Origin of the sequence: Pleomorphomonas sp. NRK KF1, from assembly GCF_023721755.1 — a bacterium.
Lineage (GTDB): Bacteria > Pseudomonadota > Alphaproteobacteria > Rhizobiales > Pleomorphomonadaceae > Pleomorphomonas.
Map to the genome: position 1 here is coordinate 15,083 of NZ_JAMDLH010000008.1, position 21,949 is coordinate 37,031.

Consider the following 21,949-nt stretch of genomic DNA (forward strand, 5'->3'; position numbering starts at 1 on the left):
AGCTGTATGGCGCACACTCCAGCTGTTTCCCCTTTCTATCAAGTTGTCATCCTTGCGAAGGCGAGGACCTCAGGCCGGAAGGGGTGCAACGCTGATATAGCGCGCCCATGGATGCAGCGCGCAACGATAGCGACGCGAGAAAGGCGGATCAGCCAGAAAGAGGTACGGGGCATATATCGGGCTTCGCAAAGGGGGCGCCAACCCCGGCACCCCGCCACCGAATCACCCCTGCGGCACCCGAATCAGCGCCGAATCAAAGATTCTCTTTCGAATCACCCTTGCGGAATCCGTTTGCGCCGCTAAATACACCTTTCCGGGGATTTTCGGCGGGTCGGCAACGGCCCGCCTGTTTGGCTATGGCCGCAGCGATGCCGTGCGTCTTTTCAAGAGCGTCAGGGTTAAGTTGCGTTTAAGGCCTCGCCCGTATTGGTAGCGCGAGCCTCTTGACGGGACCTTTTGGCCTCGTGGCGAGTTGAGCGGAATGAGACGCGAGGCGTAATGGCCCGGCGCGGACGGCGGAGATGACTATGGCAACCAAGGCCACCGAAAACGACGAAGTCCAGGAAACCGGCAACGAAGGTCCGGACGGGCCTCTTCTCGACCTCAGCGATGCCGCCGTCAAGCGGATGATCAAGCTCGCCAAGAAGCGCGGCTATGTGACCTATGACGAACTGAACGAAGTGCTGCCGTCGGACCAGAACTCGTCCGACCAGATCGAAGACATCTACGCCATGCTCTCGGACATGGGCATCAACGTCGTCGATTCCGAGGAAGCCGAGGAGAGCCCGGCCGAGGACGCCGCCGGCGAGGAAGAGGGCGAAGTCAGCGAGGCCACCGGCACCGCCGTCGCCAAGACCACCACGACGCGCGAGCCGACCGACCGCACCGACGACCCCGTGCGCATGTATCTGCGCGAGATGGGTTCGGTGGAGCTTCTCAGCCGCGAGGGCGAGATCGCCATCGCCAAGCGCATCGAGGCTGGCCGCGAGGCGATGATCGCCGGTCTCTGCGAGAGCCCCTTGACCTTCCAGGCCATCATCTTCTGGCGCGACGAGCTCAACGAGGGCAAGATCCTCCTGCGCGACATCATCGACCTTGAGGCGACCTATGCCGGACCGGACGGCAAGGCCGGCGCGCTGCCCTTCGAGGGCGGCGAGGAGGGCTCGGAAGAGACAGCCGAAGGCGGCGAACAGCCGGCCCGTCCGCGCGGCGAGGATGGCGAGGAACGGCCCGAGGGCGAACTGCCCGAAGGCGAGATGTCCGACGAAGACGACATGGAGAACAACGTGTCGCTGTCGGCCATGGAAGCCGAGCTGAAGCCGAAGGTTCTCGAAACCTTCGACCGCATCGCCGAGAATTTCAAGAAGCTGCGCCGGCTGCAGGAGCAGCACGTCGAGAACCGGCTGAAGAACACCACGCTCAGCCCGTCGCAGGAGCGCCGCTACAAGAAGCTCGAGGAAGAGATCCAGGAAGACGTCAAGTCGCTCTCCCTCAACGCCGCGCGCATCGAGGCGCTGGTCGAACAGCTCTACGACATCAACAAGAAGCTGATGGGCTACGAGGGCAAGCTCCTCCGCCTCGCCGAGAGCTATGGCGTGGGACGCGAGGACTTCCTGCGCCAGTATCAGGCCTCCGAGCTCGATCCCAACTGGATCCGCCGCGTCGCCTCGCTGTCGTCCAAGGGCTGGAAGGAATTCGTCGCCCGCGAGAAGGAAGACATCCGCGAGCTGCGCCAGACCATCCAGACGCTGTCGTCGGAAACCGGTCTTGAGCCCGGCGAGTTCCGCCGCATCGTCCACCTGGTACAGAAGGGCGAGAAGGAAGCGCGCATCGCCAAGAAGGAAATGGTCGAGGCCAACCTGCGCCTCGTCATCTCCATCGCCAAGAAGTACACCAACCGCGGCCTGCAGTTCCTCGACCTGATCCAGGAAGGCAACATCGGCCTGATGAAGGCGGTCGACAAGTTCGAGTACCGCCGTGGTTACAAGTTCTCGACCTACGCCACATGGTGGATCCGGCAGGCGATCACCCGTTCGATCGCCGACCAGGCCCGCACCATCCGCATTCCGGTGCACATGATCGAGACGATCAACAAGATCGTCCGCACCTCGCGCCAGATGCTGCACGAGATCGGCCGCGAGCCGACGCCGGAAGAGCTGGCCGAGAAGCTGGCGATGCCGCTCGAAAAGGTGCGCAAGGTGCTGAAGATCGCCAAGGAGCCGATCTCCCTCGAAACGCCGATCGGCGACGAGGAGGACAGCCATCTCGGCGACTTCATCGAGGACAAGAACGCCATCCTGCCGATCGACGCGGCCATCCAGTCGAACCTGCGCGAGACGACGACGCGCGTGCTCGCCTCGCTGACGCCGCGCGAAGAGCGCGTCTTGCGCATGCGCTTCGGCATCGGCATGAACACCGACCACACGCTGGAAGAAGTCGGCCAGCAGTTCTCGGTGACGCGCGAGCGTATCCGCCAGATCGAGGCCAAGGCGCTCAGGAAGCTCAAGCACCCGAGCCGCAGCCGCAAGCTCCGCAGCTTCCTCGACAACTGAGGCAGCGACAGGCGAAAGAAATCGGGACGGCGGGTCGAAAGGCCCGCCGTTTTTCTATTTGGGCGATGGCGGCGATATCCGGCCGCAGTGGCGCCCGAAATGGATGCGACCCTGCGGCCGGTTCATCTTTGGGAGGCCGGACTTGAAGACGCCCGTCAGATCATCCCGCGCGCCGTTCCTGAAGTCGCTTTCCTTCCGCAAGCCGGCGGGGGAGGGCGACGATTATCCCTTCACCGTTCCCCTGTTCTCCCGCGACTTCGTCATGGCGTTCCTGAAGCCGGTGTCGATCTTCGTCGGCGAGAATGGTGCGGGCAAGTCGACGCTTCTCGAAGCGATCGCGCTCCATTGCGGCTTCAACGCCGAGGGTGGCAGCCGCGATCACCAGACGCACGGCCGAAGCGACGTCGATCCGGTGCTCGAATCCCTGCGCTTCTCGTGGCTGCCACGGGTGACGACGGGCTTCTTCTTCCAGGCCGAGAGCTTCTTCGCCTTCTCCAACTACATCGACGCGGTGTCGGCGGGCCGCACGGACGCCTACAGCCTGACGGGTGGCCGGTCGCTGCACCACCAATCGCACGGCGAGGCGTTCCTGGCGCTGTTCTCGAAACGGCTGGGCGGTCGCGGCGTCTACATCTTTGACGAGCCGGAGGCGGCGCTGTCGCCGGCCCGGCAGCTCACTTTCCTCACGATCCTCAGGCGGATGGAGCTGACGACGCAGTGCCAGATCATCATGGCGACCCATTCGCCGATCCTGATGAGCTACCCCTTCGGCGAGCTGTTCTCCTTCGAAGGTGACGGCGAGCTCAGGGAAATCTCCTTCAAGGCCAGCGAGCACTGGAAGCTCTACGGGCGCTTCCTTGCCAACCCCGAAAAGTTCCACGCCACGCTGTTCGAGGACGAGTGAGCCTTACGGCAAGCCGGAGGGGAAGGCGTCGGTTGTCGGCAGCGGCGCGGCTTCCTTCAGCATGATCAGCTCGATGCGGCGGTTGCCGGAGAGGAAGGGGTCGTCGGGGAACATCGGGTCCTTGTCGGCGACGCCGGTGACCTCGGCGAGGCTGCCCGGCCCGAGGCCGAAGCTGCCGAGGATGCCGGCGGCCGAGATCGCCCGGTCGGCCGAGAGCTGCCAGGCGCCGCCTCCGGCCACCGCCATGTGGCCGACGGATTCAGTGTGCCCGACAATCCTGAGCCGGCCCGGCATCTGCTGGATGACCGGGGCGATGCGCGACAGGATGATCTTCAGCCGCTCGGTCGGCTCGCGCGACTGCGAGGCGAACATCGGCCGGCCGTCCTGGTCGATGATCGAGATGTGCAGGCCGTCGTCGGCGATCTTGAGGATGATCTGCTTGGAAAGCTCGGCGTAGTCGGGCAGGTCCTGCAGCGCCTGCCGTAGCGACTCCGACGCCGTCAGATACTCGCGCGGCTTGCTCTCGGCCGCCTTCTCGAACCGGTTGGTGTTCACCTCCGGTCCCTGCTTTTCATACTGGTCGTTGAAGTCGGTGGCGAACTCCACCGCCTCGGACAGCGACATCGCCTCGACGTTGCGGAGATACTTGCGCTCGGGCAGGCCGTTCTGTTCGATCATGCCGGCGGGGCGCTGCACCGACTGGTAGCCGAAGGCGTCGCGCATCGAGCCGGCGGCCTCGTTGAGCTTCTGCTCGTCCTGGCTGGAGAAGGACACGATCATCACGAACAGCGCCATGAGAAGGCTCATGAGGTCGGCGAAGGTGATGACCCATGGCGCTCCGCCATGGCCGCCACCGTCGCCGCCGCCGCCACGCTTCTTCTGGGCCATTGGCCGCTTACTCCTCGCCCGCTGCGCCGTCTCGAAGGCGCGCTTCGAGCGGTGCTTTTGGGAGAAGCTAAGTCCGGTCCATTAATAAACCGTACTGTACAGTATGGTTCCTTTTTGCATACCTTGAATCATTTCAGCGGCAGGAACAGCTCGGCCACCGCCTCATGGTCCGGTCCGTCGGGGGCAAAGCTCAGCCGCCGGCAGTTTGGCCCTTACCGCCCCCTGACCAGCTCGGTCAGCTCGGTCACCAGCGCGTCGAACACGGCCCGGCAGCGGGTGTTGGCGCCAAGATCCTCGTGCATCACCACCCAGGTTTCCAGATCCTCGTGAAAGGCGTCCGGCAACACGCGCACGAGGTCGGGCTCGGCGTCGGCGATGATGGTCTGGCAGATGCCGATGCCGAAGCCGGCGCGGATGGCGGCGAGGTGGGCGATGTTGCTGTCGACGCGCAGGGCGAACATGGCCCGGTCGAGGCCCGGATGGCGCTCGGCGAAGGCCCGGATGGCCGGCGTTTCGGCATCATAGCCGATGATGTCGTGCTGCGTCAGCTCGTCCATGCTCCGGGGCGTGCCGCGGCGGGCGAGATAGTCCCTGTGGGCGTGGAGGCCCACCGGGAAGACGCCGACGCGCCGCGCGAGCAGCGCCTGCTGTTCGGGTCGGACCATGCGGATGGCGATGTCGGCCTGCCGCTTCAGGAGGTCGTCGACGGCGTTCGACAGCGACAGTTCGACGGTGAGGCGGGGGTAGCGTTGGCGCAGCCGCGCCAGGATGGCCGGCAGGTGGACGAGGCCGACCATCTCGCTGGCGCTGATGCGGACGGTGCCGTCCACCTCGCCGCTGCGGCCCTCGGCGGTGCGGAGGAGGGCGGCGGAGGTGGAGGCCATCAGCTCGGCGAAGGGCTTCAGCTCCAGCGCCGCGTCGGTGGGGGAGAGGCCGCGCGCGGTGCGCAGAAACAGCGGCGCGCCCACCGCCTCCTCCAGGGCGTCGATGTGGCGGGCGATGCTCGGCTGCGTCAGGCCGAGCGACCGCGCCGCGCCGGACAGCGAGCCCTCGGCGAGCACGGCGTTGAAGGTGCGGTAGAGGTCCCAGCTTGGTTCGCGGTTCATCTATTTCCGTATAGCATATGCAGAGATTTCGACAATTTCGTTCATGTGCTGCCGGGGCCATCTTCATCCCATCAACAGATGGAGACGGACAATGAACACCAGGATAACCCTCGTTCTCGGCGCCACCGGCGGTATCGGCGGCGAACTCGCGTCCAGGCTGGCGTCCGGCGGCTGGCAGGTGCGAGCGCTCAACCGCAACCCCGACAGGGCCGGCAAGGAGGACCGCTTCCAGTGGATCAAGGGCGACGCCATGGTCGCCGCCGACGTGGCGACAGCGGCCGAAGGCGCGTCGCTGATCGTTCACGCCGTCAACCCGCCCGGCTATAGCGACTGGGACAAGCTGGTGCTGCCGATGCTCGACAACACCATCGCCGCCGCCGAGGCGAACGGCGCCCGCATCGTCCTGCCCGGCACCGTCTACAACTACGGCCCCGACGCCTTCCCGGTGATCGCCGAAGACGCGCCGCAGAACCCGCTGACCCGCAAGGGCAAGATCCGCCGGGAGATGGAGCGGCGACTGAAAGCGGCGGCAGGGCGCGGCAAGGCGAGGGTGCTGATCGTCCGGGCCGGCGACTTCTTCGGCCCGAGGGCGGCCAACAACTGGTTCAGCCAGGGGCTGGTGAAGGCCGGCAGCCGGCCACGCTCGATCGGCTATCCGGGCAAGCGCGGCATCGGCCATCAGTGGGCCTATCTGCCCGATGTGGCGGAAACGATGGCGCGGCTGGTCGAGCACGACGGCCTCGCCGACTTCGAGAGCTTCCACATGGACGGCCATTGGGACGCCGACGGCACGAAGATGACGGAGGCGATCCGCCACGCCCTCGACGATCCCTTCCTGCCGGTGAAATCCATGCCCTGGTGGCTGATGCGGCTCGCGTCGCCCTTCGTGCCCTTCCTCAGGGAGGTGATGGAGATGCGCTATCTCTGGCAGGTGCCGGTGCGGCTCGACAATGCCAGGCTCGTGGCAACGCTCGGCGCCGAGCCGCGCACCCCGCTCGACAAGGCCATCAGGGCGACGCTCATCGGGGTGGGGTGCCTTGGGAGTGAGGCGCCGGAGCGGGCGGTGAGCCAGGCCCGCTTGTCGAGAAGCTAGGGAGCCGCCCAAGCGGGCGGGACCATGTTGGCCGTCCGCTCATCATGCCGTCGGATGGACAAACAAAACGCCATGACGGAAGAATGGGTCGCGATGGGGGAGGCCCTGGAAGCGGCGGGTGCGGCTGGAAGATGGCTGTGTCGCTCCATTGGCGCGAAGGGCAAGGTTGGTCATGATGAAGCGCTCGAACGATGATGGCGCGGCGCGTGAGGAGGCCACGGCGTCCGCGCCGAAGCGGTCGGCCCAGGAGCGCCCCACGATCGGCGCGGCCGGTCGGTTTGCCATCGGGGCGGCGATCGGGGCTGGGCTGGTGGCGCGCTCGGCGGTGCGGGGCGGCGCCGATTTCATCCTGGCTCTGAGCGCCGGGCGGGTTCGGGTGATGGGTGCGCCGTCGGTCGTCTCCATGCTGCCGATCCATCAGACCAACGCCTTCGTGGCGGAGTTCGCCAGGGCCGAAATTCTCGGCCGCGTCGACGTGCCCGTGCTGTTCGGCGCCTCGACCCTCGATCCGCGCACCGATATTCCAGAGCTCGTCCGGCAGATCGCGTCATGGGGGTTCGATGGCGTCATCAACTTCCCGAGCGTCATTCTGCTCGACGGCGACAGGCGGGCCCGGATGGCCCGGGCCGGCCTTGGCTGGCAGCGCGAGGTCGAATTGATTTCGGCGGCGAAGGACGCCGGTCTCCTGGCCGCCGCCTATGTTCGTACCGGCCAGGAGGCGGCCGACATGGTGGCGGCCGGCAGCCGGCTCGTCTGCGTCAATTTCGGCTGGACGGCCGGTGGCTTTGCCGGCGAACCGGCCACGCAGGATACGGCCGGCGCGGCGGCCGAGGCGAAGGCGGTGTTCCGGCAGGTGCGACGCCTCAATCCCAAGACGCTCTGTTTCGTCGAAGGCGGGCCCATCGTCACGCCGCAGGCGGCGGCGGAAGTTTGCCAGGCCGGCAACGCCGACGGCTATATCGCCAGCTCCACGCTCGATCGCATTCCGCTGGAAACGGCGGTCGTCGATACCGCGGCGGCCTTCAAGGCGGTGGCCGGCCTGACGCGCAAGGTCGAGGCGCTCAAGACCGCGATGCTGGGCGACGGGCGGCGGTTCGGTCTCTACGGGCGATCGGCGGCGATGACGCAGTTGGTTCGCATGATCGAGCGCCTCGCCGACAGCGACCTGACCGTGCTGATCCGCGGAGCGAGCGGCACCGGCAAGGAGCTGGTGGCACAGGCGCTCCACCGGGGCAGCCGGCGGCGCGACTGTCCGTTCGTCGCCGTCAACTGCGCTGCCATCCCGCGCGATCTCATGGAAAGCGAGCTGTTCGGCTTCGAGCGCGGCGCCTTCACCGGCGCCAGTCGGGCGCGCGTCGGGCGCTTCGAGGAGGCCAACAACGGCACGCTGTTCCTCGATGAGATCGGCGATCTCGATCTGTCGCTGCAGGGCAAGCTGCTGCGCGTTCTCGAAAGCGGCGTCATCGAACGGCTTGGCAGCAACCAGGCGCATCAACTGAACGTGCGGGTGCTCTGCGCCACCCATCGCGACCTCAGGGCGATGAGCGCCGACGGCCGGTTCCGCGAGGATCTGTTCTTTCGCCTGAGCCAGCTGGAGATCCGCGTTCCCGCCCTCTCCGAGCGGATCGACGACATTCCGCTCCTGGCGCAGAATTTCCTGGCGGACTTTGCCACCCGCCACAGCGCGAGCCCGAAGGTGATCGACAATATCGCCTACCAACTGCTGATCGGCCATTCCTGGCCGGGCAACGTCCGCGAGTTGCGCAACGTGGTGCAACAGGCGGCGATCCTTACCGACGGCGAAGTCATCGGCGCTGCCGATCTGGTGCCTCTGCTCGGCGAGAGGGCGGCGGCTCGCGACGTGACGCAGCTTCCGATCCGGGTCGCCAACGCCGGAACGATCGCCGACACATCGGCCGTCACCGCCGAAACCGAGCGGGACTGGATCCTCGAGGCGCTCCGCCGCAATCGCTTCCGGCGCGGCGCCACGGCACAGGAACTCGGCCTGTCGCGCAAGACGCTCTACAACAAGCTCCGCCAATACGGGATCGAGTGATCGTCAGCCGGCCCGATCCCTCATCTCGCGGCGCGTGATCGACCAGTCGACAACGCCATCGCTGGCGGCGATCAGCGGAGCCAGGATGGAGCCATAGGCCGGGTGGCGGAAGGCCAGGATAGTCGCCTCGGGCGCGGCGTCGCGAATGACCTGGGCTGTGTCCAGCGTGATCGCGGCAGAGCGGGTTCTGTCCGACGGATCGTCGCCAGCGAAAGGCGGATAGGCGAGAAGCTGCCGCAGGCCCGCCGCCGTCGCCTCACGGGCCTGCGCTACCGTCCTCACCACGGCAATGACGTCGAGGCCTTGTTCCGCCGCCATTGCGAGCGTCTCGAGCTCGGCGGCATAGTCGACACCGGCATGGCTCAGGGCTTCTGCGAGGCCGTCGGTGATGCCGGCGACGGTCGGCAGGTTGGTCACGCCGCGGATGCCGGCCTCCTTGATGAGGCCGAGGAGCATCGGCGCCGGCCGGAACGGATCGGCCGCGAGGATGCCGGCGAAGACGCCGTCCTTGCCGCCAAGGCTGCCGGCCGCGGCCAGCAGGGCGCCGTTGGCGTCGCCGGTCGGAAGGCAGCCGACCAGATCGGCCTCTTCCGCGCTCAGCCCGGCGAAGTGAGGGCAGACGATCTGAAATCCGCCCGCGCTCCGAGTGACCCGATCGACGATCTCTCCGTTTTTCAGCACGCCTTTCCTCCCTGGATCGCCGGATCGCCCGCGCTGGGGCGGTTGGTTAAGGTCTGTCAATGAATGGGTAAAAATGGGTATTTTTGGGAAGTTCTCTCCTCTTTACCCATTGGGCGCGGGCAAAACGCCTTGTTATTGCTGGTTTGCCTCATGGCACGGCACTTGCGTTCTTTTTAGTCAAGGCGGCGCGGGAGTCCGCCTCATTTCGGGAGGAAATCCAGATGCCATCGTCATCCGCCGGTCCCGGCGTAGCTTACGTCGCAGGCACCTTCGATACCAAGGGCCATGAACTCACTTTCATCGCCGACTGCGTGCGAACTGCCGGCGTTCGGGCCGTCACCGTCGATCTCAGCACCACCGGTGCCAAGTCCTCGGCCGACATTTCGGCCGCCACGGTCGCCGGGCATCACCCAGAAGGAGCCGCCGCCGTGTTTACCGGCGATCGAGGATCGGCCATCGCGGCGATGACGCTGGCCTTCCGCCGCTTCATCACGTCACGGACCGACCTCGGCGGTTTGATCTCGGCCGGCGGGTCCGGCGGTACGGCGCTGGTGACGCCGGCCATGCGCGATCTCGCTGTCGGCGTCCCCAAGGTGATGGTGTCCACCATGGCCTCGGGCGACGTCCGTCCCTATGTTGGCCCCTCCGACATCTGCATGATGTATTCGGTGACCGACGTCTCCGGAATAAACCGCATCTCGGAACAGGTTCTTTCCAACGCCGCCAACGCGCTGGCCGGCATGATCGCCCACCATCGCACGCCCAGCGCCGCCGGCAAGCCGGCCATCGGCCTCACCATGTTCGGCGTCACAACGCCCTGCGTGCAGGGCGTCACTGCCGCCCTGGCCGATCGCTACGATTGTCTGGTGTTCCACGCCACCGGTACCGGCGGCCAATCGATGGAGAAGCTCGCCGACTCCAGGCTGCTGGCCGGTATCATCGACATTTCGACCACCGAGGTGTGCGACCTGTTGATGGGCGGCGTTCTTGCCTGCACCGAGGACCGTTTCGGCGCCATCATTCGCACCAAACTGCCCTATGTGGTGTCCTGCGGCGCTCTGGACATGGTGAATTTCGGCGCGCCGGAAACGGTGCCCGCTCACTACAGCGGCCGCTGCTTCTACCCTCACAATCCGCAAGTCACGCTGATGCGCACCACGGCCGAGGAAAACGCCTGCATGGGCGTGTGGATCGGCGAGCGGCTGAACAGGATGGAAGGACCGGTTCGCCTGCTGATCCCGGAAGGCGGCGTCTCGATGATCGACCGGCCCGGCCAACCGTTTCACGACCCGGAAGCCGACAAGGCGCTGTTCGACGCGCTGGAGCGGACCGTCGTCCAGACGGCGAACCGCCGCCTCATCCGCCGTCCCGAGCACATCAACGATGCCGGTTTCATCGCGGCGCTGGTCGCCAACTTCCTCGAAATAGCCTGATCAAGGAGACTTCATGATGCCCAAGTTCACACGTGCGGCCCTGCTCGACAAATACCGCAAGATGATCGCTGCCCGCGATCCGATCGTCGGCGGCGGCGCGGGCACCGGCCTGTCCGCCAAGTGCGAGGAGGCCGGCGGCATCGACCTCATCGTCATCTACAATTCCGGCCGCTATCGCATGGCCGGACGCGGGTCGCTGGCCGGCCTGATGGCCTATGGCAACGCCAACGACATCGTCGTCGAAATGGCGTCGGAAGTGTTGCCGGTGGTCAAGCGCACGCCGGTGCTGGCCGGCGTCAACGGCACCGATCCGTTCATGCTGCTGGAGCCTTTCCTTCGCAAGCTCGGCGACCTCGGCTTTTCGGGCGTGCAGAACTTCCCGACCGTCGGCCTCATCGACGGCATCTTCCGTGCCAACCTTGAAGAAACCGGCATGGGTTACGGCCTGGAGATCGACATGATCGCCAAGGCGCACGAACTCGACATGCTGACCACGCCCTACGTGTTCGATCCCGATCAGGCTCGGGCGATGGCCAAGGCCGGCGCCGACATCATCGTCTGTCACATGGGCCTGACGACCGGCGGGGCCATCGGTTCCCAGACGTCGCGCAAGCTCGAAGACTGCCCCAAGCTGATCAACGAGTGGGCGGAAGCAGCGCTCAAGGTGCGCAAGGACGTGATCGTCCTCTGCCACGGCGGGCCGATTTCCGAGCCGGATGACGCCAACTACATCCTGAAGAACTGCCCGAACTGCCACGGCTTCTATGGCGCCTCCAGCATGGAGCGCCTGCCGACCGAGCGGGCTCTCACCGAGCAGACCAAGCGCTTCAAGACAATCCGCCGCTGACGCGGATCGTCTGTCGCGGGATGGCCATCTTCCGTCCGGCTGCGTCCGGCCGGACGGGAGGGGTTTGCCGCATGAGGGAGTTGAAACGAGGCGGCATTTCCGCGGCAGGGGAGTTCAGCAGATATCAGATAAAACGGGAGGAAACGTCATGAGCAACAGTGCAGCAGCTGTCGAAACACCCGGACCGGTGGTGATCAACCGGGTTCCGCTCTGGCTGGCGGTGGCCATCACCGTCGTCATATCGTTGCCGTTCGGCCTGTGGCTCGGCAAATACAACTTCACGCTCTGGTGCGCGTTCATCGCCTGGGCGGAGTATTTCGCGCTCGGCGCCAAGCCCAAGGTCATCCCGACGATCCTCATCAGCTTCGGCTATGCCGCCGTGCTGACCGGTCTTTCGCTGGCCATCATCCCGATCTTCGGCTTCCTGCCGGCCATGGTGACGCCGGGCGACATTCCCACGGCGGTGTCGCTGTTCGTCGTCATCGCCTTCATGGTCTATTCGATGAAGTGGTCGCATCATTTCATCGACGGCAGCCTGCCGTTCTTCAACGGCATCTCGATGGGGCTGGCGGTGTTTTTCACCAGCTCCTATCCGCAGCTGGGGCCGGCATCGCTGATGCCGATCACCGCTGCCATCTGGGCGACGGCGATGGCTGCCTTCGGGATCCTGCTCGGCGTCATCACCGTCGCCCTGCAGTTCCCCACCAAGCGGTAAGTCCGGCGACGTTGAGCCAGCGACCTCGTCCGGATACGCCCTCGAACAGGTGAAGCCGATCGTCTGTGGCCCACGAGGGCCACAGACGATCATTGGCGTATGTCATCATTCCGCCGGCTGCTCGGCCACGGCCGGTTCGCGCCGGCGCCTTGAGGCCATGCTGCGGAGCTTCTCGCAGCCGATGAAGATCACCGGGGTGATGTAAAGCGTCAGGAACTGGCTGACCACGAGGCCGCCGACGACGGCGACGCCGAGGGGTTGGCGCAGTTCGGCGCTGGCGCCGTGGCCGATGGCGATGGGCAGCGTGCCGAGCAGGGCGCAGAAGGTGGTCATCATGATCGGGCGGAAGCGCCGGGTCGCCGCCTCGTGGATGGCGTCCCTGGCCTTGGCGCCATCCTCGCGCATCAGCTGAAGCGCCACGTCGACCATCATGATGGCGTTCTTCTTGACGATGCCGATCAGCATCAGGATGCCGATCAGCGCGATGATGGAGAGGTCCATGCCGGTGAGCTTGAGGGCAAGGAGCGCGCCGAGGGCGGCCGACGGCAGGCCCGACAGGATGGTCAGCGGGTGGATGAAGCTCTCGTAGAGCACGCCGAGCACCACGTAGATGGTGAGGATGGCGGCGAGGATCAAAAGCGGCGTGTTGGCCGTCGAGTCGGCGAATACCTGCGCCGTGCCGGCAAACGAGGTGAACACCGTCGACGGCAGGCCGATCTCCTGCTTGAGGGTTTCGATGCGGGTGGTGGCGGTGCCGAGCGACACGCCCTGCGGCAGGTTGAAGGAGACGGTGATCGAGGTGAGCTGCCCCGTCTGGTTGACGGTGACGGGGCCGGCCTTCCGTTCCACCGAGGCGAAGGCGGTGAGCGGCACCAGCGCGCCGGTGGTGGAGGAGCGGACGCGCAGCTCCGACAGGCGGTCGTTGCTCCAGGCGAGGTTGGGATCGTATTCGAGGATCACCGAATAGCTGTCGCCGGTCGACTGGATGTCGGCGACCGACTGCTCGCCGAAGCCTTCGCCCAGCGTCTTGCGCAGGGTGGCGGCGTTGATGCCGAGGCTTTCCGCCCGGTCGCGGTCGATGACGATGCGGGCCTGCAACGCGTTGTTCTGCAAGTCGGTGGCGACGTCGGTGAAGGTGCCGGGCTCCGCTGCCATGGCCCCGCGCAGCCGTTCGGCCCAGTCGCCGAGCTCGGTGGCGTCGAGCGACTGCACGACGAGCTGGTACTGGCTCTGGCTGGAGCGGCCGCCGAGGCGCAGGCTCTGCGAGGGGGTGACGAAGCTCTGGAGGCCGACGACGCGGCCGAGCGACTGGCGCAGCCGGCCGACCACCGCGTCCATGGCATCGCGCTCGTCACGCGGCTTCAGCTGCACGTTCATGTTGCCGGAGTTGAGCTGCGAGGTGCCGACCTGGGCGTTGACGTGAGCGACGGCCGGATCGCGGGCGACGACGTCGGCCGCCTGCCTCTGCAGCTTGGCCATGGCGTCATAGGAGATGTCCTGCCGGGCCTGGGTGGAGATGGAGAGCTGGCCGATGTCCTCCTGCGGCAGGAAGCTCTTGGGCAGGTCGGCAAACAGCCAGGCGGAACCGGCGAAGGTGGCGAGGAAGACCAGCGCCACGGGCAGCGGGTGGCCGAGCGTCCAGCCGACGCTTTTCGAATAGCCGGCGAGCACCCGAGCGAAGCCGGCGTCGAACAGGCCGGCGAGGCTGTAGCGGGCCGGTGGCTTGCCGATACCGGTCGGCAGGCGGGCGGCCAGCGTCGGCGTCACAGTGAGGGAGACCAGCGCCGAGGCGGTGATGGCCAGCGACACCACCATGCCGAATTCGGTGAACAGGCGGCCGACCACGCCGCCCATCAGGAGGATGGGCAGGAAGACGGCGATCAGCGACAGCGACATGGAAATGATGGTGGAGGTGACCTCGGCGGCGCCCTTGAAGGCGGCGGCCATCGGCTTCTCGCCCTTTTCGATGTGGTGGACGATGTTCTCCAGCATGACGATGGCGTCGTCGACCACGAGGCCGACCGACAGCGTCAGGGCGAGCAGCGACATGTTGTCGATGGAATAGCCGAGCACGTACATCGCCCCGAAGGCGATCAGGATGGACAGCGGCACGGCGATGGCCGGGATGGCGGTGGTGAGAAGCTTGCCGAGGAACAGGTAGATCACCAGGATGACGAGACCGATGGTGAGCAGCAGCGTGAACTGAACGTCGGCGACGGCGGCGCGGATCGGCGCGGAGTTGTCGTTCATCAGCGACACGCTGACCGAGGCCGGCAACTGGGCGGTGATGGCCGGCAGCGCCGCCTTGATGGCGTCGACCACCTCGACGGTGTTGGCGTCGGGCTGGCGCTGGACGGCCAGCGTGATGGCGCGCGTGCCGTCGTACCAGCTGGCGGAGTTGCGGTTTTCGACGCTGTCGATGACGGTGGAGACGTCGCCGAGGCGCACCGGGCCGGCGGAGCTGGACGCGACGATCAGCGTGCGAAAGCCATCGGCCGAGGTCAGCTGGGTCGGTGCGTCGAGCGTGATGGTCTGCGCGGCATTGTCCATGCTGCCGACCGGTGACTGGTTGTTGGCGTTGGCGATGGCGGTGGCGAGCTGGTCGAGGCCGATGCCGCGGGCGGCGAGGCGGTCGGGGTCGGCCTCGATGCGGACGGCGTATTTCTGCGAGCCGAAGATCTGCGCCTGGGCGACGCCGCTGATGGTGGAGATGGCTGGCGACAGCACGTTCTGGGCCAGCGAGTCGATCTCGGTGAGCGGAACCGTCGGCGAGGTGATCGACAACAGCAGGATCGGCATGTCGGCCGGGTTGACCTTCCGGTAGCTCGGGTCGGAGGTCATGTTGTCGGGCAGGCGGCGGCGCGCCGAGTCGATGGCCGACTGCACGTCGGCGGCGGCGCTGTCGATGTCGCGCGTGAGCTCGAACTGCAGGGTGATGGAGGTGGAACCGAGCGACGATCGGGCGGAGATGGTGTCGATGCCGGAAATCGTCTGGAACTGCTTGATCAGCGGTGTCGCCACCGCCGTCGCCATGGTTTCCGGCGAGGCGCCGGAGAGCTGGGCCGACACGGTGATCGTCGGGAAATCGACGCGCGGCAGGGCGGCCACCGGCAACAGCCGATAGGCGAAGAAGCCGGCGAGCGACAGGCCGAGCGCCAGGAGGATGGCGGCCACCGGCCGTCGGATGAACAGGGCCGGGAGGCTCATCATTGCGCCTCCGCCGTGCTGGTCGGCTTGCCGGCGCCGGGCTTGCCGTTGGCGGCGTCGGCCGAGGTGTCGATCACCTTCATGCCATCGGCAAGGCGCACCTGTCCTTCCACCACCACCCGGTCTCCGGCGTTTATGCCCGAGGACAGGCCGGAGCGGTCGCCGACGGAAAGCGCGACCGTCACCGGTTTCGCGGCCACCGTTCCATCGGCGCCGACGACATAGACGATGCTGCCCTGCTGCGTTGCCTGCAAGGCCACCGTCGGCACCGCCACGACGGGCATCGAGCCGATGGCCGCCTCGACGGCGATCGACTGGCCCGGCACCAGCCGGTCGGCGACGCCGTGAAGCGTCGCCCGGGCGAGGAAGGTGCCGGATGCGGCGTCGACGGCGTCATCGACGAAATCGACGGTGCCGGTGAAGGCGTCGGTGGCGCCGAGCGGGGTGACGGACACCTCGATCGGCTTGCCGGCGGCGCGCGCCGACCGGACCAGAGCGGCGTCGCTTTCGGACAGTGCGAAGCTCGCATAGAGCGGGTCGAGACGGGTCAGGCGGACGATGGCCGTGCCCGGCTGCACGAGGCTGCCTTCCACGACGCCGACAGCGCCGAGGCGGCCGTCGAACGGGGCGCGGATGGTCTTCTGGTCGAGGGTGACGAGGTCGGACTTCAGGCTCGCCTGGTCGACGGCCACCGTCGCCTCGGCGGTCTTGACGGCGGCGTCGGCGTCTTCCAGCGACTGCTGCGACACCGCCTCGTTGCTGAGCAGCTTCTGCTGCCGGGCGGCGGTTTCCCGGGCATGGTCGAGCGTGGCCTGATCGCGGGCGAGCGCCGCCCGGTCTTTCTCGACGGTCGCCTCGGCGATGCGGCTGTCGAGACGGACCAGCACGTCGCCGGCCTTCACGTCGGCGCCGTCGGCGACCAGGATGTCGGTGACGAGGCCCGAGGTCTCGGTGGTCACGGTGAGGTTGGCCGGCGAGGCGATGGCGCCGATGGTGCGGCGCTCGATCGGCATGTCCTCCGCCGTTGCCGCCACGGTGGCGACGCGCGTCGGGGCGGCGCCACGGCGATTGCCGGAGGTGGCTGGGGCGGCCTTTCCGTTGCCCGGGGCAACGGGCGTCGCGGTGGCCGACACGGCTGCGAACGCGCTGGAAACGTATGGCGTGGTGACGGCGACGAGGCCGTCGCGCCAGTAGAGGCCGGCCGCCGCGGTGGCGGCCAGAATGATTCCAAGCGTTCTTTTCATCGCCGATGGTCCGTTTCGTCTTGTCGGTCTGGATGGAGTCGCACACCGTCGTGGCGGGTGTCGCCAGCCTATGTCGACTTTGGTCGATGAGTGACGAAACAACTGTGGCAATTCATGGAAATCGCCGTCCACGTTACACATTGATGCAATTTTGTCGGCGGGGAACAAGCGGTCGTCGCGATCGCCCGGCCTCATCGGAAATCTCCACTTGTTTCTATACCGACTAGTTGGTATGTAGACTGCCAGGAGGCGAGGCGATGTTCAGGCTGGCCGCGAAGATGGATGCCCGTTCGAAGCTCCTGGATGCCGCGCTGTCGGTAATCCGCCACAAGGGCTATTCGGCGTCGACGGTCGACGAGCTCTGCGCGGCGGCCGGCGTCACCAAGGGCGCCTTCTTCCACCACTTCAAGAGCAAGGATGCGCTCGGCGTCGCCGCGGCGGACCACTGGTCGGAGACCACCTCGGCGCTGTTTGCCGAGGCGGCCTATCACCGGCACGCCGACCCGCTCGACCGCGTGCTCGCCTATGTCGACTTCCGCAAGAGCCTCATCGCCGGCGGGGTGCCGGACTTCACCTGCCTCGTCGGCACCATGGTGCAGGAGACCTACGAGACGGCGCCCGGGATCCGCGACGCCTGCGACCGCAGCATCAGCGGCCACGCGGCGACGCTGGTCGCCGACATCGAGGCGGCGATGGCCGAACGGGGCATGGTGGCGACCGGGTGGACGGCCCAGTCGCTGGCCCTCCATACGCAGGCGGTCCTGCAGGGCGCCTTCATCCTGGCCAAGGCCAAGGGCGGGGCCGAGGTGGCCAAGGACAGCGTCGACCATCTGAGGCGCTACATCGAGCTGCTGTTCGGCCGGGTGCCGGCGGCATGACGCGGGGCACCGGCGAGGACGGTCGCCGGGCGCCCAATGGCTCAGGGTTTCAAGAGGAGGGAACCATCATGACCGATCTCGTGACGTGCCTGTGGTTTGACCATGGCGAGGCCCGCAAGGCGGCGGAGTTCTACGCCGCGACCTTTCCCGACAGCCATGTGGGCCAGGCCAACGCCGCCCCCGGCGACTTTCCCGGCGGCAAGGCGGGCAATGAGTTGACGGTGGAGTTCACCGTTCTCGGCCGGAAGTTCGTCGGTCTCAACGGCGGGCCGGTGTTCACGCCGAACGAGTCCGTCAGCTTCATGGTGGTCACCGAGACCCAGGAGGAGACCGACCGCTACTGGAACGCCATCGTCAACGGCGGTGGCGCCGAGAGCGAGTGCGGCTGGTGCAAGGACCGCTGGGGCTTCTCCTGGCAGATCACGCCGAGGGTATTGCTCGACCTGATGGCCGGCTCGGACGCCGCCAGGACCAAGCGGGTGTTCGACGCCATGATGACGATGCGGAAGATCGACATCGCCACATTGGAAAAGGCGGCGGCTGCCTGAGGAGATCCGGATGATCCCGACGATCACCGCCTTCGCGCGGTCGCCCGACGGCGGCCGGGGCCTGGCGCGCGACATGCGCGTGCGCTGGGCGCTGGAGGAGACGGGCCAGCCCTATGAGGTCAGGCTCGTGTCCTTCAAGGCCATGAAGGAGCCCGATCACCTCGCGCTGCACCCCTTCGGCCAGATCCCGACCTATGAGGAGGGCGACCTTGCCCTCTTCGAGACGGGGGCGATCATCCTCCACATCGCCGAGCGCCACGATGGCCTGCTTCCCAAGGAGCCGAACGGACGGGCGCGGGCGATCACCTGGATGTTCGCGGCGCTCAACACCGTGGAGCCGCCCATCCTCGATCGGGAAACGACGGCGCTCAGCGAACGCGGCGAGACCTGGGGCGAGGCGCGCCTGCGCCTCACCGAGGAGCGCATCCGCGTCCGCCTGTCGCAGCTCTCGGCCCAGCTCGGCGACGACGACTGGCTCGACGGCGCCTTCAGTGCCGGCGACCTGCTGATGGTGTCGGTGCTGATGCGCCTCGGGCCGCCCATCCTCGACGAGTTCCCGAGCCTCGCCGCCTACGTGGCGCGCGGCCAATCCCGCCCCGCCTATCAACGGGCGTTCGAGGCGCAGCTCAAGGTGTTCCGGGAGGGGATCTGAGGTCTTCTTGGTGGACTATTGATCACCTGTGCCGGCTGGGTGATTTCGTCGCGCGGTGCGGTCACTCGCGCCATCGCCAGACACCGGTTCGACTTCCCCCCCACACCCTTCAGTTTGAATCAAACCGGGCACGAGCACCCCGGATATTCTCCTGATTGCTGCTCGCCCAGGTCACGAGAGCCATCACTGGCGCAAGAAGGGTCCGTCCAAGCTCCGTCAACTCATAGTCCACGCGCGGCGGAATGGTGGGAAACATTGTCCTCTTCACCAAGCCGTCACGTTCCAGCCCCCGCAGGTTGATCGTCAGCATTCGTTGTGAAATGCCGTCGATCTGGCGCCGCAGTTCATTGAACCGAACCGGTCCGCTTCTGAGCGTCGCGATGATGTACAGGGTCCACTTGTCGCCGACGAGATCGAGGATCTCCCGAACCATCCGACAGTCGTCGCCCTCGCCGGGGGTAGGAAAATCGGTGTCACCAAGTGTCATGGGTGTGCCTTCTTGCGGAGGAGATGGTGGTCACTTTAATAGCGCCAGTAACAGGAAGTTACTACCGGGCTCACGTCGGAGTAAAGGCCGCCCGCAGGCGAGCCGGCCAACTGCTCAGGCTGTGAGCGCAAACAGATGGCAGCGAAAAGGATCTCTCATGACCACCAAGAAAACGATCGCAATATTCGGCGCGGGCACCGGACTTGGAGCTTCTCTTGCACGGCGTTTCGGTCGCGAAGGCTACCGCGTCGCGCTCGTCGCGCGGTCTGCCGAGCCGCTGGAGAAACGAGCGGCCGAACTGGACGAGGAAGGTATCGAAGCGGCCGCGTTCCCCGCGGATCTCACGGATCTGGCGGGCATCCCCGCGCTCGTTCGTTCGATCGAAGCACGCTTCGGCACGATCGACGTTGCGGTCTATTCGCCCGTACCCTCCAACCTCGGCTTCGTTTCGGCGGTGGACCTCGACAGCGCCACGCTCAAGTCGATGACGCCGATCTATACCTATGCGCCGATCGAGCTGTCGCATGCGCTGCTGCCGGGCATGCTGGCTCGTGGTGACGGCGCGATTATCCTCGTCACCGGCCTCACGGCCATTCACATCGTGCCCGGCCTCAGCGGCGTTGGCCCTGCGATGACGGCGGCGCGCAACTATATCCTCACGCTGAATGCCGAAGTGGCCCAAAAAGGCGTGTTCGCCGGATCTGTGAGCATCGGCGCGATGATCGACCGCTCGACCGGAATGCGCGCTGCGACAGCCGGCGGTGCGCCACTCGATCCGAGGCTTCAGGTGATCGATCCCGACACCATTGCGGAGGAGATCCGGAACCTCGTCATCAAGCGGGACCGGGTCGAGGTGATCCTGCCCAAGCCGCCGCAGTCCTGAACCCAACTCCGATGAGCGTGCGCACGGAATACCCCCGGAGCTGCACGCTCAACGACCGGAAAGATGACATGCCGCTGCAAATCGATCTCTATACCGAGATCACCTGTCCCTGGTGCATCATCGGCCATCACCGCCTCGACAAGGTCTTGGCGGAGCGCTTCCCCGAGCTTGAGGCGGATATCCGTCAACATCCGGTCCTTCTGCTTCCCGATGCGCCGGCGGAAGGCCTCTACATTCCCGATCTTCTCCGCTCGCGCTATGGCGTGACCGATCCGAAGGCGTCGTTCGCCCGGCCTGAGGCGGAGGCACGGGCGTCCGGCCTTGATCTTGACCTGAGCCGCCAACCCTGGACCTACAGGACGCAGGCCGCGCACGGGTTGGTCCTTGCGGCGCGGGAACGAGGTACGCAGCATCGGCTCACCGTCGCGATCACCCATGCGCATTTCCTGGAAGCCAAGACCATCTCGGACGCCGATGTCCTCGCGGACATTGCCGTGGCCCATGGGTTCGAACGCCAGGAAGCTCGTGCAATCGCGCTTGACCCCGAGCAACACAGGCGTGTCGAGCAAGAGGCGGCCCGGGCGATGGCGGCCGGGGTCAGGTCGGTTCCTCACTTCGTCTTCGGCGGACGCATCGCCATCAACGGAGGACGCGGCGAGGACGAGATAGTATCGGCCATCCGTGAAGCTGTTGGTGTCGCCACCTCGGCCTGACAAAACCCGGATCAAGCAGGCCGCCTGTTGGTCGTTTGGGCAAGCGTCCGGAGATGCCGCGCATGCCCGTGGCGGGCGTCGGGCTCGTCTCCGACCGGCTCACTTCCTGCGTCTTCTCGTATCGCCACGGTCGTTGGTGCAGTTGCAAATTTAGGATCATTCTGATGTTTGCGCCGCGGTGCAAATAAACTTGACTCACCCTATCATCTTTGAGATTGGCGAGGGGGTGGCCCGCCGTGCCGGGCCGCGGCCGGTGCGTTGCCGGCCGGTGGTCAAGGGATAAGCGCGTGTTCTCCGTCTCCAACCTCGACGTCGCCATCGCGGGCACCCCACTTCTTCAGGATATCTCCGCCGCCTTCGCGCCGGGCGAGATGATCGGCCTGATCGGCCACAACGGCTCGGGCAAGTCGACGCTGGTCAAGGTGCTGGCCCGCCAGATCGCCCCTTCCGGGGGATCGGTGACCTATGGCGGCAGGCCGGTCGCCGCCATCGATCCGCGCGCCTTCGCCAAGGAGGTCGCCTATCTGCCGCAGCACAGCGGCGACACCGGACAGATGACGGTGCGCGAGCTGGTCGCCTGCGGCCGCTACCCCTGGCACGGCGCCCTCGGCCGGTTCAGCGAGGAGGACGCCCGGGCGGTCGAGGAGGCCATGGCGCGGACGCATGTCGACGGGCTCTCTGGCCGGATCGTCGGCACCATGTCGGGCGGCGAGCGCCAGCGCGTCTGGCTGGCCATGCTGGTGGCGCAGAACAGCCGCTTCCTGCTGCTCGACGAGCCGACGTCGGCCCTCGACATCGCCCATCAGGTGGAGGTGCTGACGCTGGTCCGGGCGCTCGCCCACGACAGCGGCCTCGGGGTGATCGTGGTGCTGCACGACGTCAACATGGCCGCCCGCTTCTGCGACCGCATCCTGGCGCTGAAGGGCGGCCGGCTGCTGATCGACGCCGCGTCGGACACCATCATGAACAGGGCGCTGCTCAGGGAGATCTACGGGGTGAACATGGGCATCACCCGCCACCCCGAGCTCGACATGCCGCTGGCTTACGTCGGTTGATGAGGCT

At 66.5% G+C, this 21,949-nt stretch carries 19 protein-coding genes; 13 read left to right on the forward strand and 6 right to left on the reverse strand.

Annotated elements, in window-relative coordinates; translation table 11 throughout:
* Window positions 1-527: 527 nt before the first annotated feature.
* Window positions 528-2,552, forward strand: a complete 2,025-nt coding sequence (gene rpoD / locus M4J39_RS18505; protein ID WP_251729967.1) for an RNA polymerase sigma factor RpoD — start codon at window positions 528-530, stop codon at window positions 2,550-2,552.
* A 142-nt stretch (window positions 2,553-2,694) separates the two neighbouring features.
* Window positions 2,695-3,456 (forward strand): AAA family ATPase, encoded by a 762-nt coding sequence (locus M4J39_RS18510; RefSeq protein ID WP_251729968.1) that lies wholly within the window; start codon window positions 2,695-2,697, stop codon window positions 3,454-3,456.
* 3 nt (window positions 3,457-3,459) lie between these two features.
* On the opposite strand, the gene M4J39_RS18515 is transcribed toward M4J39_RS18510, so the two are convergent.
* The gene (locus tag M4J39_RS18515) at window positions 3,460-4,344 is read right to left on the reverse strand and encodes a flagellar motor protein MotB (protein WP_251729969.1); all 885 of its coding nucleotides are present in this window, start codon (window positions 4,342-4,344) and stop codon (window positions 3,460-3,462) included.
* Between the two features lie 212 nt (window positions 4,345-4,556).
* Window positions 4,557-5,450: a LysR family transcriptional regulator gene (locus M4J39_RS18520; RefSeq protein ID WP_251729970.1), complete on the reverse strand. Its 894-nt coding sequence runs from the start codon at window positions 5,448-5,450 to the stop codon at window positions 4,557-4,559.
* A 91-nt stretch (window positions 5,451-5,541) separates the two neighbouring features.
* Here M4J39_RS18520 and M4J39_RS18525 point away from each other — a divergent pair, with 91 nt between their 5' ends.
* Entirely contained in the window at window positions 5,542-6,543 is a 1,002-nt protein-coding gene (locus M4J39_RS18525) for an SDR family oxidoreductase (RefSeq protein ID WP_251729971.1), read from the forward strand.
* A 172-nt stretch (window positions 6,544-6,715) separates the two neighbouring features.
* Window positions 6,716-8,599 carry a phosphoenolpyruvate hydrolase family protein gene (locus M4J39_RS18530; RefSeq protein WP_251729972.1) on the forward strand — a complete coding sequence of 628 codons (1,884 nt, stop codon included), beginning with the start codon at window positions 6,716-6,718 and terminating at the stop codon, window positions 8,597-8,599.
* 3 nt (window positions 8,600-8,602) lie between these two features.
* Here the strand turns inward: M4J39_RS18530 and M4J39_RS18535 are convergent, their stop codons facing one another.
* Window positions 8,603-9,280: a phosphoenolpyruvate hydrolase family protein gene (locus tag M4J39_RS18535; RefSeq protein WP_251729973.1), complete on the reverse strand. Its 678-nt coding sequence runs from the start codon at window positions 9,278-9,280 to the stop codon at window positions 8,603-8,605.
* A gap of 221 nt (window positions 9,281-9,501) precedes the next feature.
* Between M4J39_RS18535 and M4J39_RS18540 the strand changes: the two genes are divergently transcribed.
* From M4J39_RS18540 to M4J39_RS18550, 3 genes are all read left to right on the forward strand, one after another.
* Window positions 9,502-10,713: a Tm-1-like ATP-binding domain-containing protein gene (locus M4J39_RS18540; protein WP_371875482.1), complete on the forward strand. Its 1,212-nt coding sequence runs from the start codon at window positions 9,502-9,504 to the stop codon at window positions 10,711-10,713.
* 16 nt (window positions 10,714-10,729) lie between these two features.
* Window positions 10,730-11,560, forward strand: coding sequence for a phosphoenolpyruvate hydrolase family protein (locus tag M4J39_RS18545; RefSeq protein ID WP_251730154.1), 831 nt, complete (start codon window positions 10,730-10,732; stop codon window positions 11,558-11,560).
* Window positions 11,561-11,708: 148 nt separating this feature from the next.
* Entirely contained in the window at window positions 11,709-12,275 is a 567-nt protein-coding gene (locus tag M4J39_RS18550; RefSeq protein ID WP_251729974.1) for a DUF1097 domain-containing protein, read from the forward strand.
* Window positions 12,276-12,380: 105 nt separating this feature from the next.
* Here the strand turns inward: M4J39_RS18550 and M4J39_RS18555 are convergent, their stop codons facing one another.
* Together M4J39_RS18555 and M4J39_RS18560 are read right to left on the reverse strand one after the other, a co-directional pair.
* Window positions 12,381-15,482 carry an efflux RND transporter permease subunit gene (locus M4J39_RS18555; RefSeq protein ID WP_251730155.1) on the reverse strand — a complete coding sequence of 1,034 codons (3,102 nt, stop codon included), beginning with the start codon at window positions 15,480-15,482 and terminating at the stop codon, window positions 12,381-12,383.
* The gene (locus M4J39_RS18560) at window positions 15,482-16,726 is read right to left on the reverse strand and encodes an efflux RND transporter periplasmic adaptor subunit (protein WP_251729975.1); all 1,245 of its coding nucleotides are present in this window, start codon (window positions 16,724-16,726) and stop codon (window positions 15,482-15,484) included. Before M4J39_RS18560 ends, M4J39_RS18555 begins: the two co-directional genes overlap by 1 nt.
* 257 nt (window positions 16,727-16,983) lie before the next feature.
* Here M4J39_RS18560 and M4J39_RS18565 point away from each other — a divergent pair, with 257 nt between their 5' ends.
* The 3 genes from M4J39_RS18565 (at window position 16,984) to M4J39_RS18575 (ending at window position 18,804) form a co-directional block, all read left to right on the forward strand.
* Window positions 16,984-17,604 (forward strand): TetR/AcrR family transcriptional regulator, encoded by a 621-nt coding sequence (locus M4J39_RS18565; protein ID WP_251729976.1) that lies wholly within the window; start codon window positions 16,984-16,986, stop codon window positions 17,602-17,604.
* Window positions 17,605-17,672: 68 nt separating this feature from the next.
* Window positions 17,673-18,152, forward strand: a complete 480-nt coding sequence (locus tag M4J39_RS18570) for a VOC family protein (protein WP_251729977.1) — start codon at window positions 17,673-17,675, stop codon at window positions 18,150-18,152.
* Between the two features lie 10 nt (window positions 18,153-18,162).
* A complete protein-coding gene (locus tag M4J39_RS18575) occupies window positions 18,163-18,804 on the forward strand; it encodes a glutathione S-transferase family protein (RefSeq protein WP_251729978.1) in 642 nt (213 codons plus the stop codon).
* A gap of 109 nt (window positions 18,805-18,913) precedes the next feature.
* Here the strand turns inward: M4J39_RS18575 and M4J39_RS18580 are convergent, their stop codons facing one another.
* A complete protein-coding gene (locus M4J39_RS18580) occupies window positions 18,914-19,291 on the reverse strand; it encodes a helix-turn-helix domain-containing protein (RefSeq protein WP_251729979.1) in 378 nt (125 codons plus the stop codon).
* A 157-nt stretch (window positions 19,292-19,448) separates the two neighbouring features.
* On the opposite strand from M4J39_RS18580, the gene M4J39_RS18585 reads away from it, so the two are divergent.
* From M4J39_RS18585 to M4J39_RS18595, 3 genes are all read left to right on the forward strand, one after another.
* On the forward strand, window positions 19,449-20,174 hold the full coding sequence (locus tag M4J39_RS18585; protein WP_251729980.1) for an SDR family oxidoreductase: 726 nt from the start codon (window positions 19,449-19,451) through the stop codon (window positions 20,172-20,174).
* A 68-nt stretch (window positions 20,175-20,242) separates the two neighbouring features.
* Window positions 20,243-20,887, forward strand: a complete 645-nt coding sequence (locus tag M4J39_RS18590) for a DsbA family oxidoreductase (RefSeq protein WP_251729981.1) — start codon at window positions 20,243-20,245, stop codon at window positions 20,885-20,887.
* Between the two features lie 287 nt (window positions 20,888-21,174).
* On the forward strand, window positions 21,175-21,942 hold the full coding sequence (locus M4J39_RS18595) for an ATP-binding cassette domain-containing protein (protein WP_251729982.1): 768 nt from the start codon (window positions 21,175-21,177) through the stop codon (window positions 21,940-21,942).
* The last annotated feature ends 7 nt before the right edge of the window (window positions 21,943-21,949 follow it).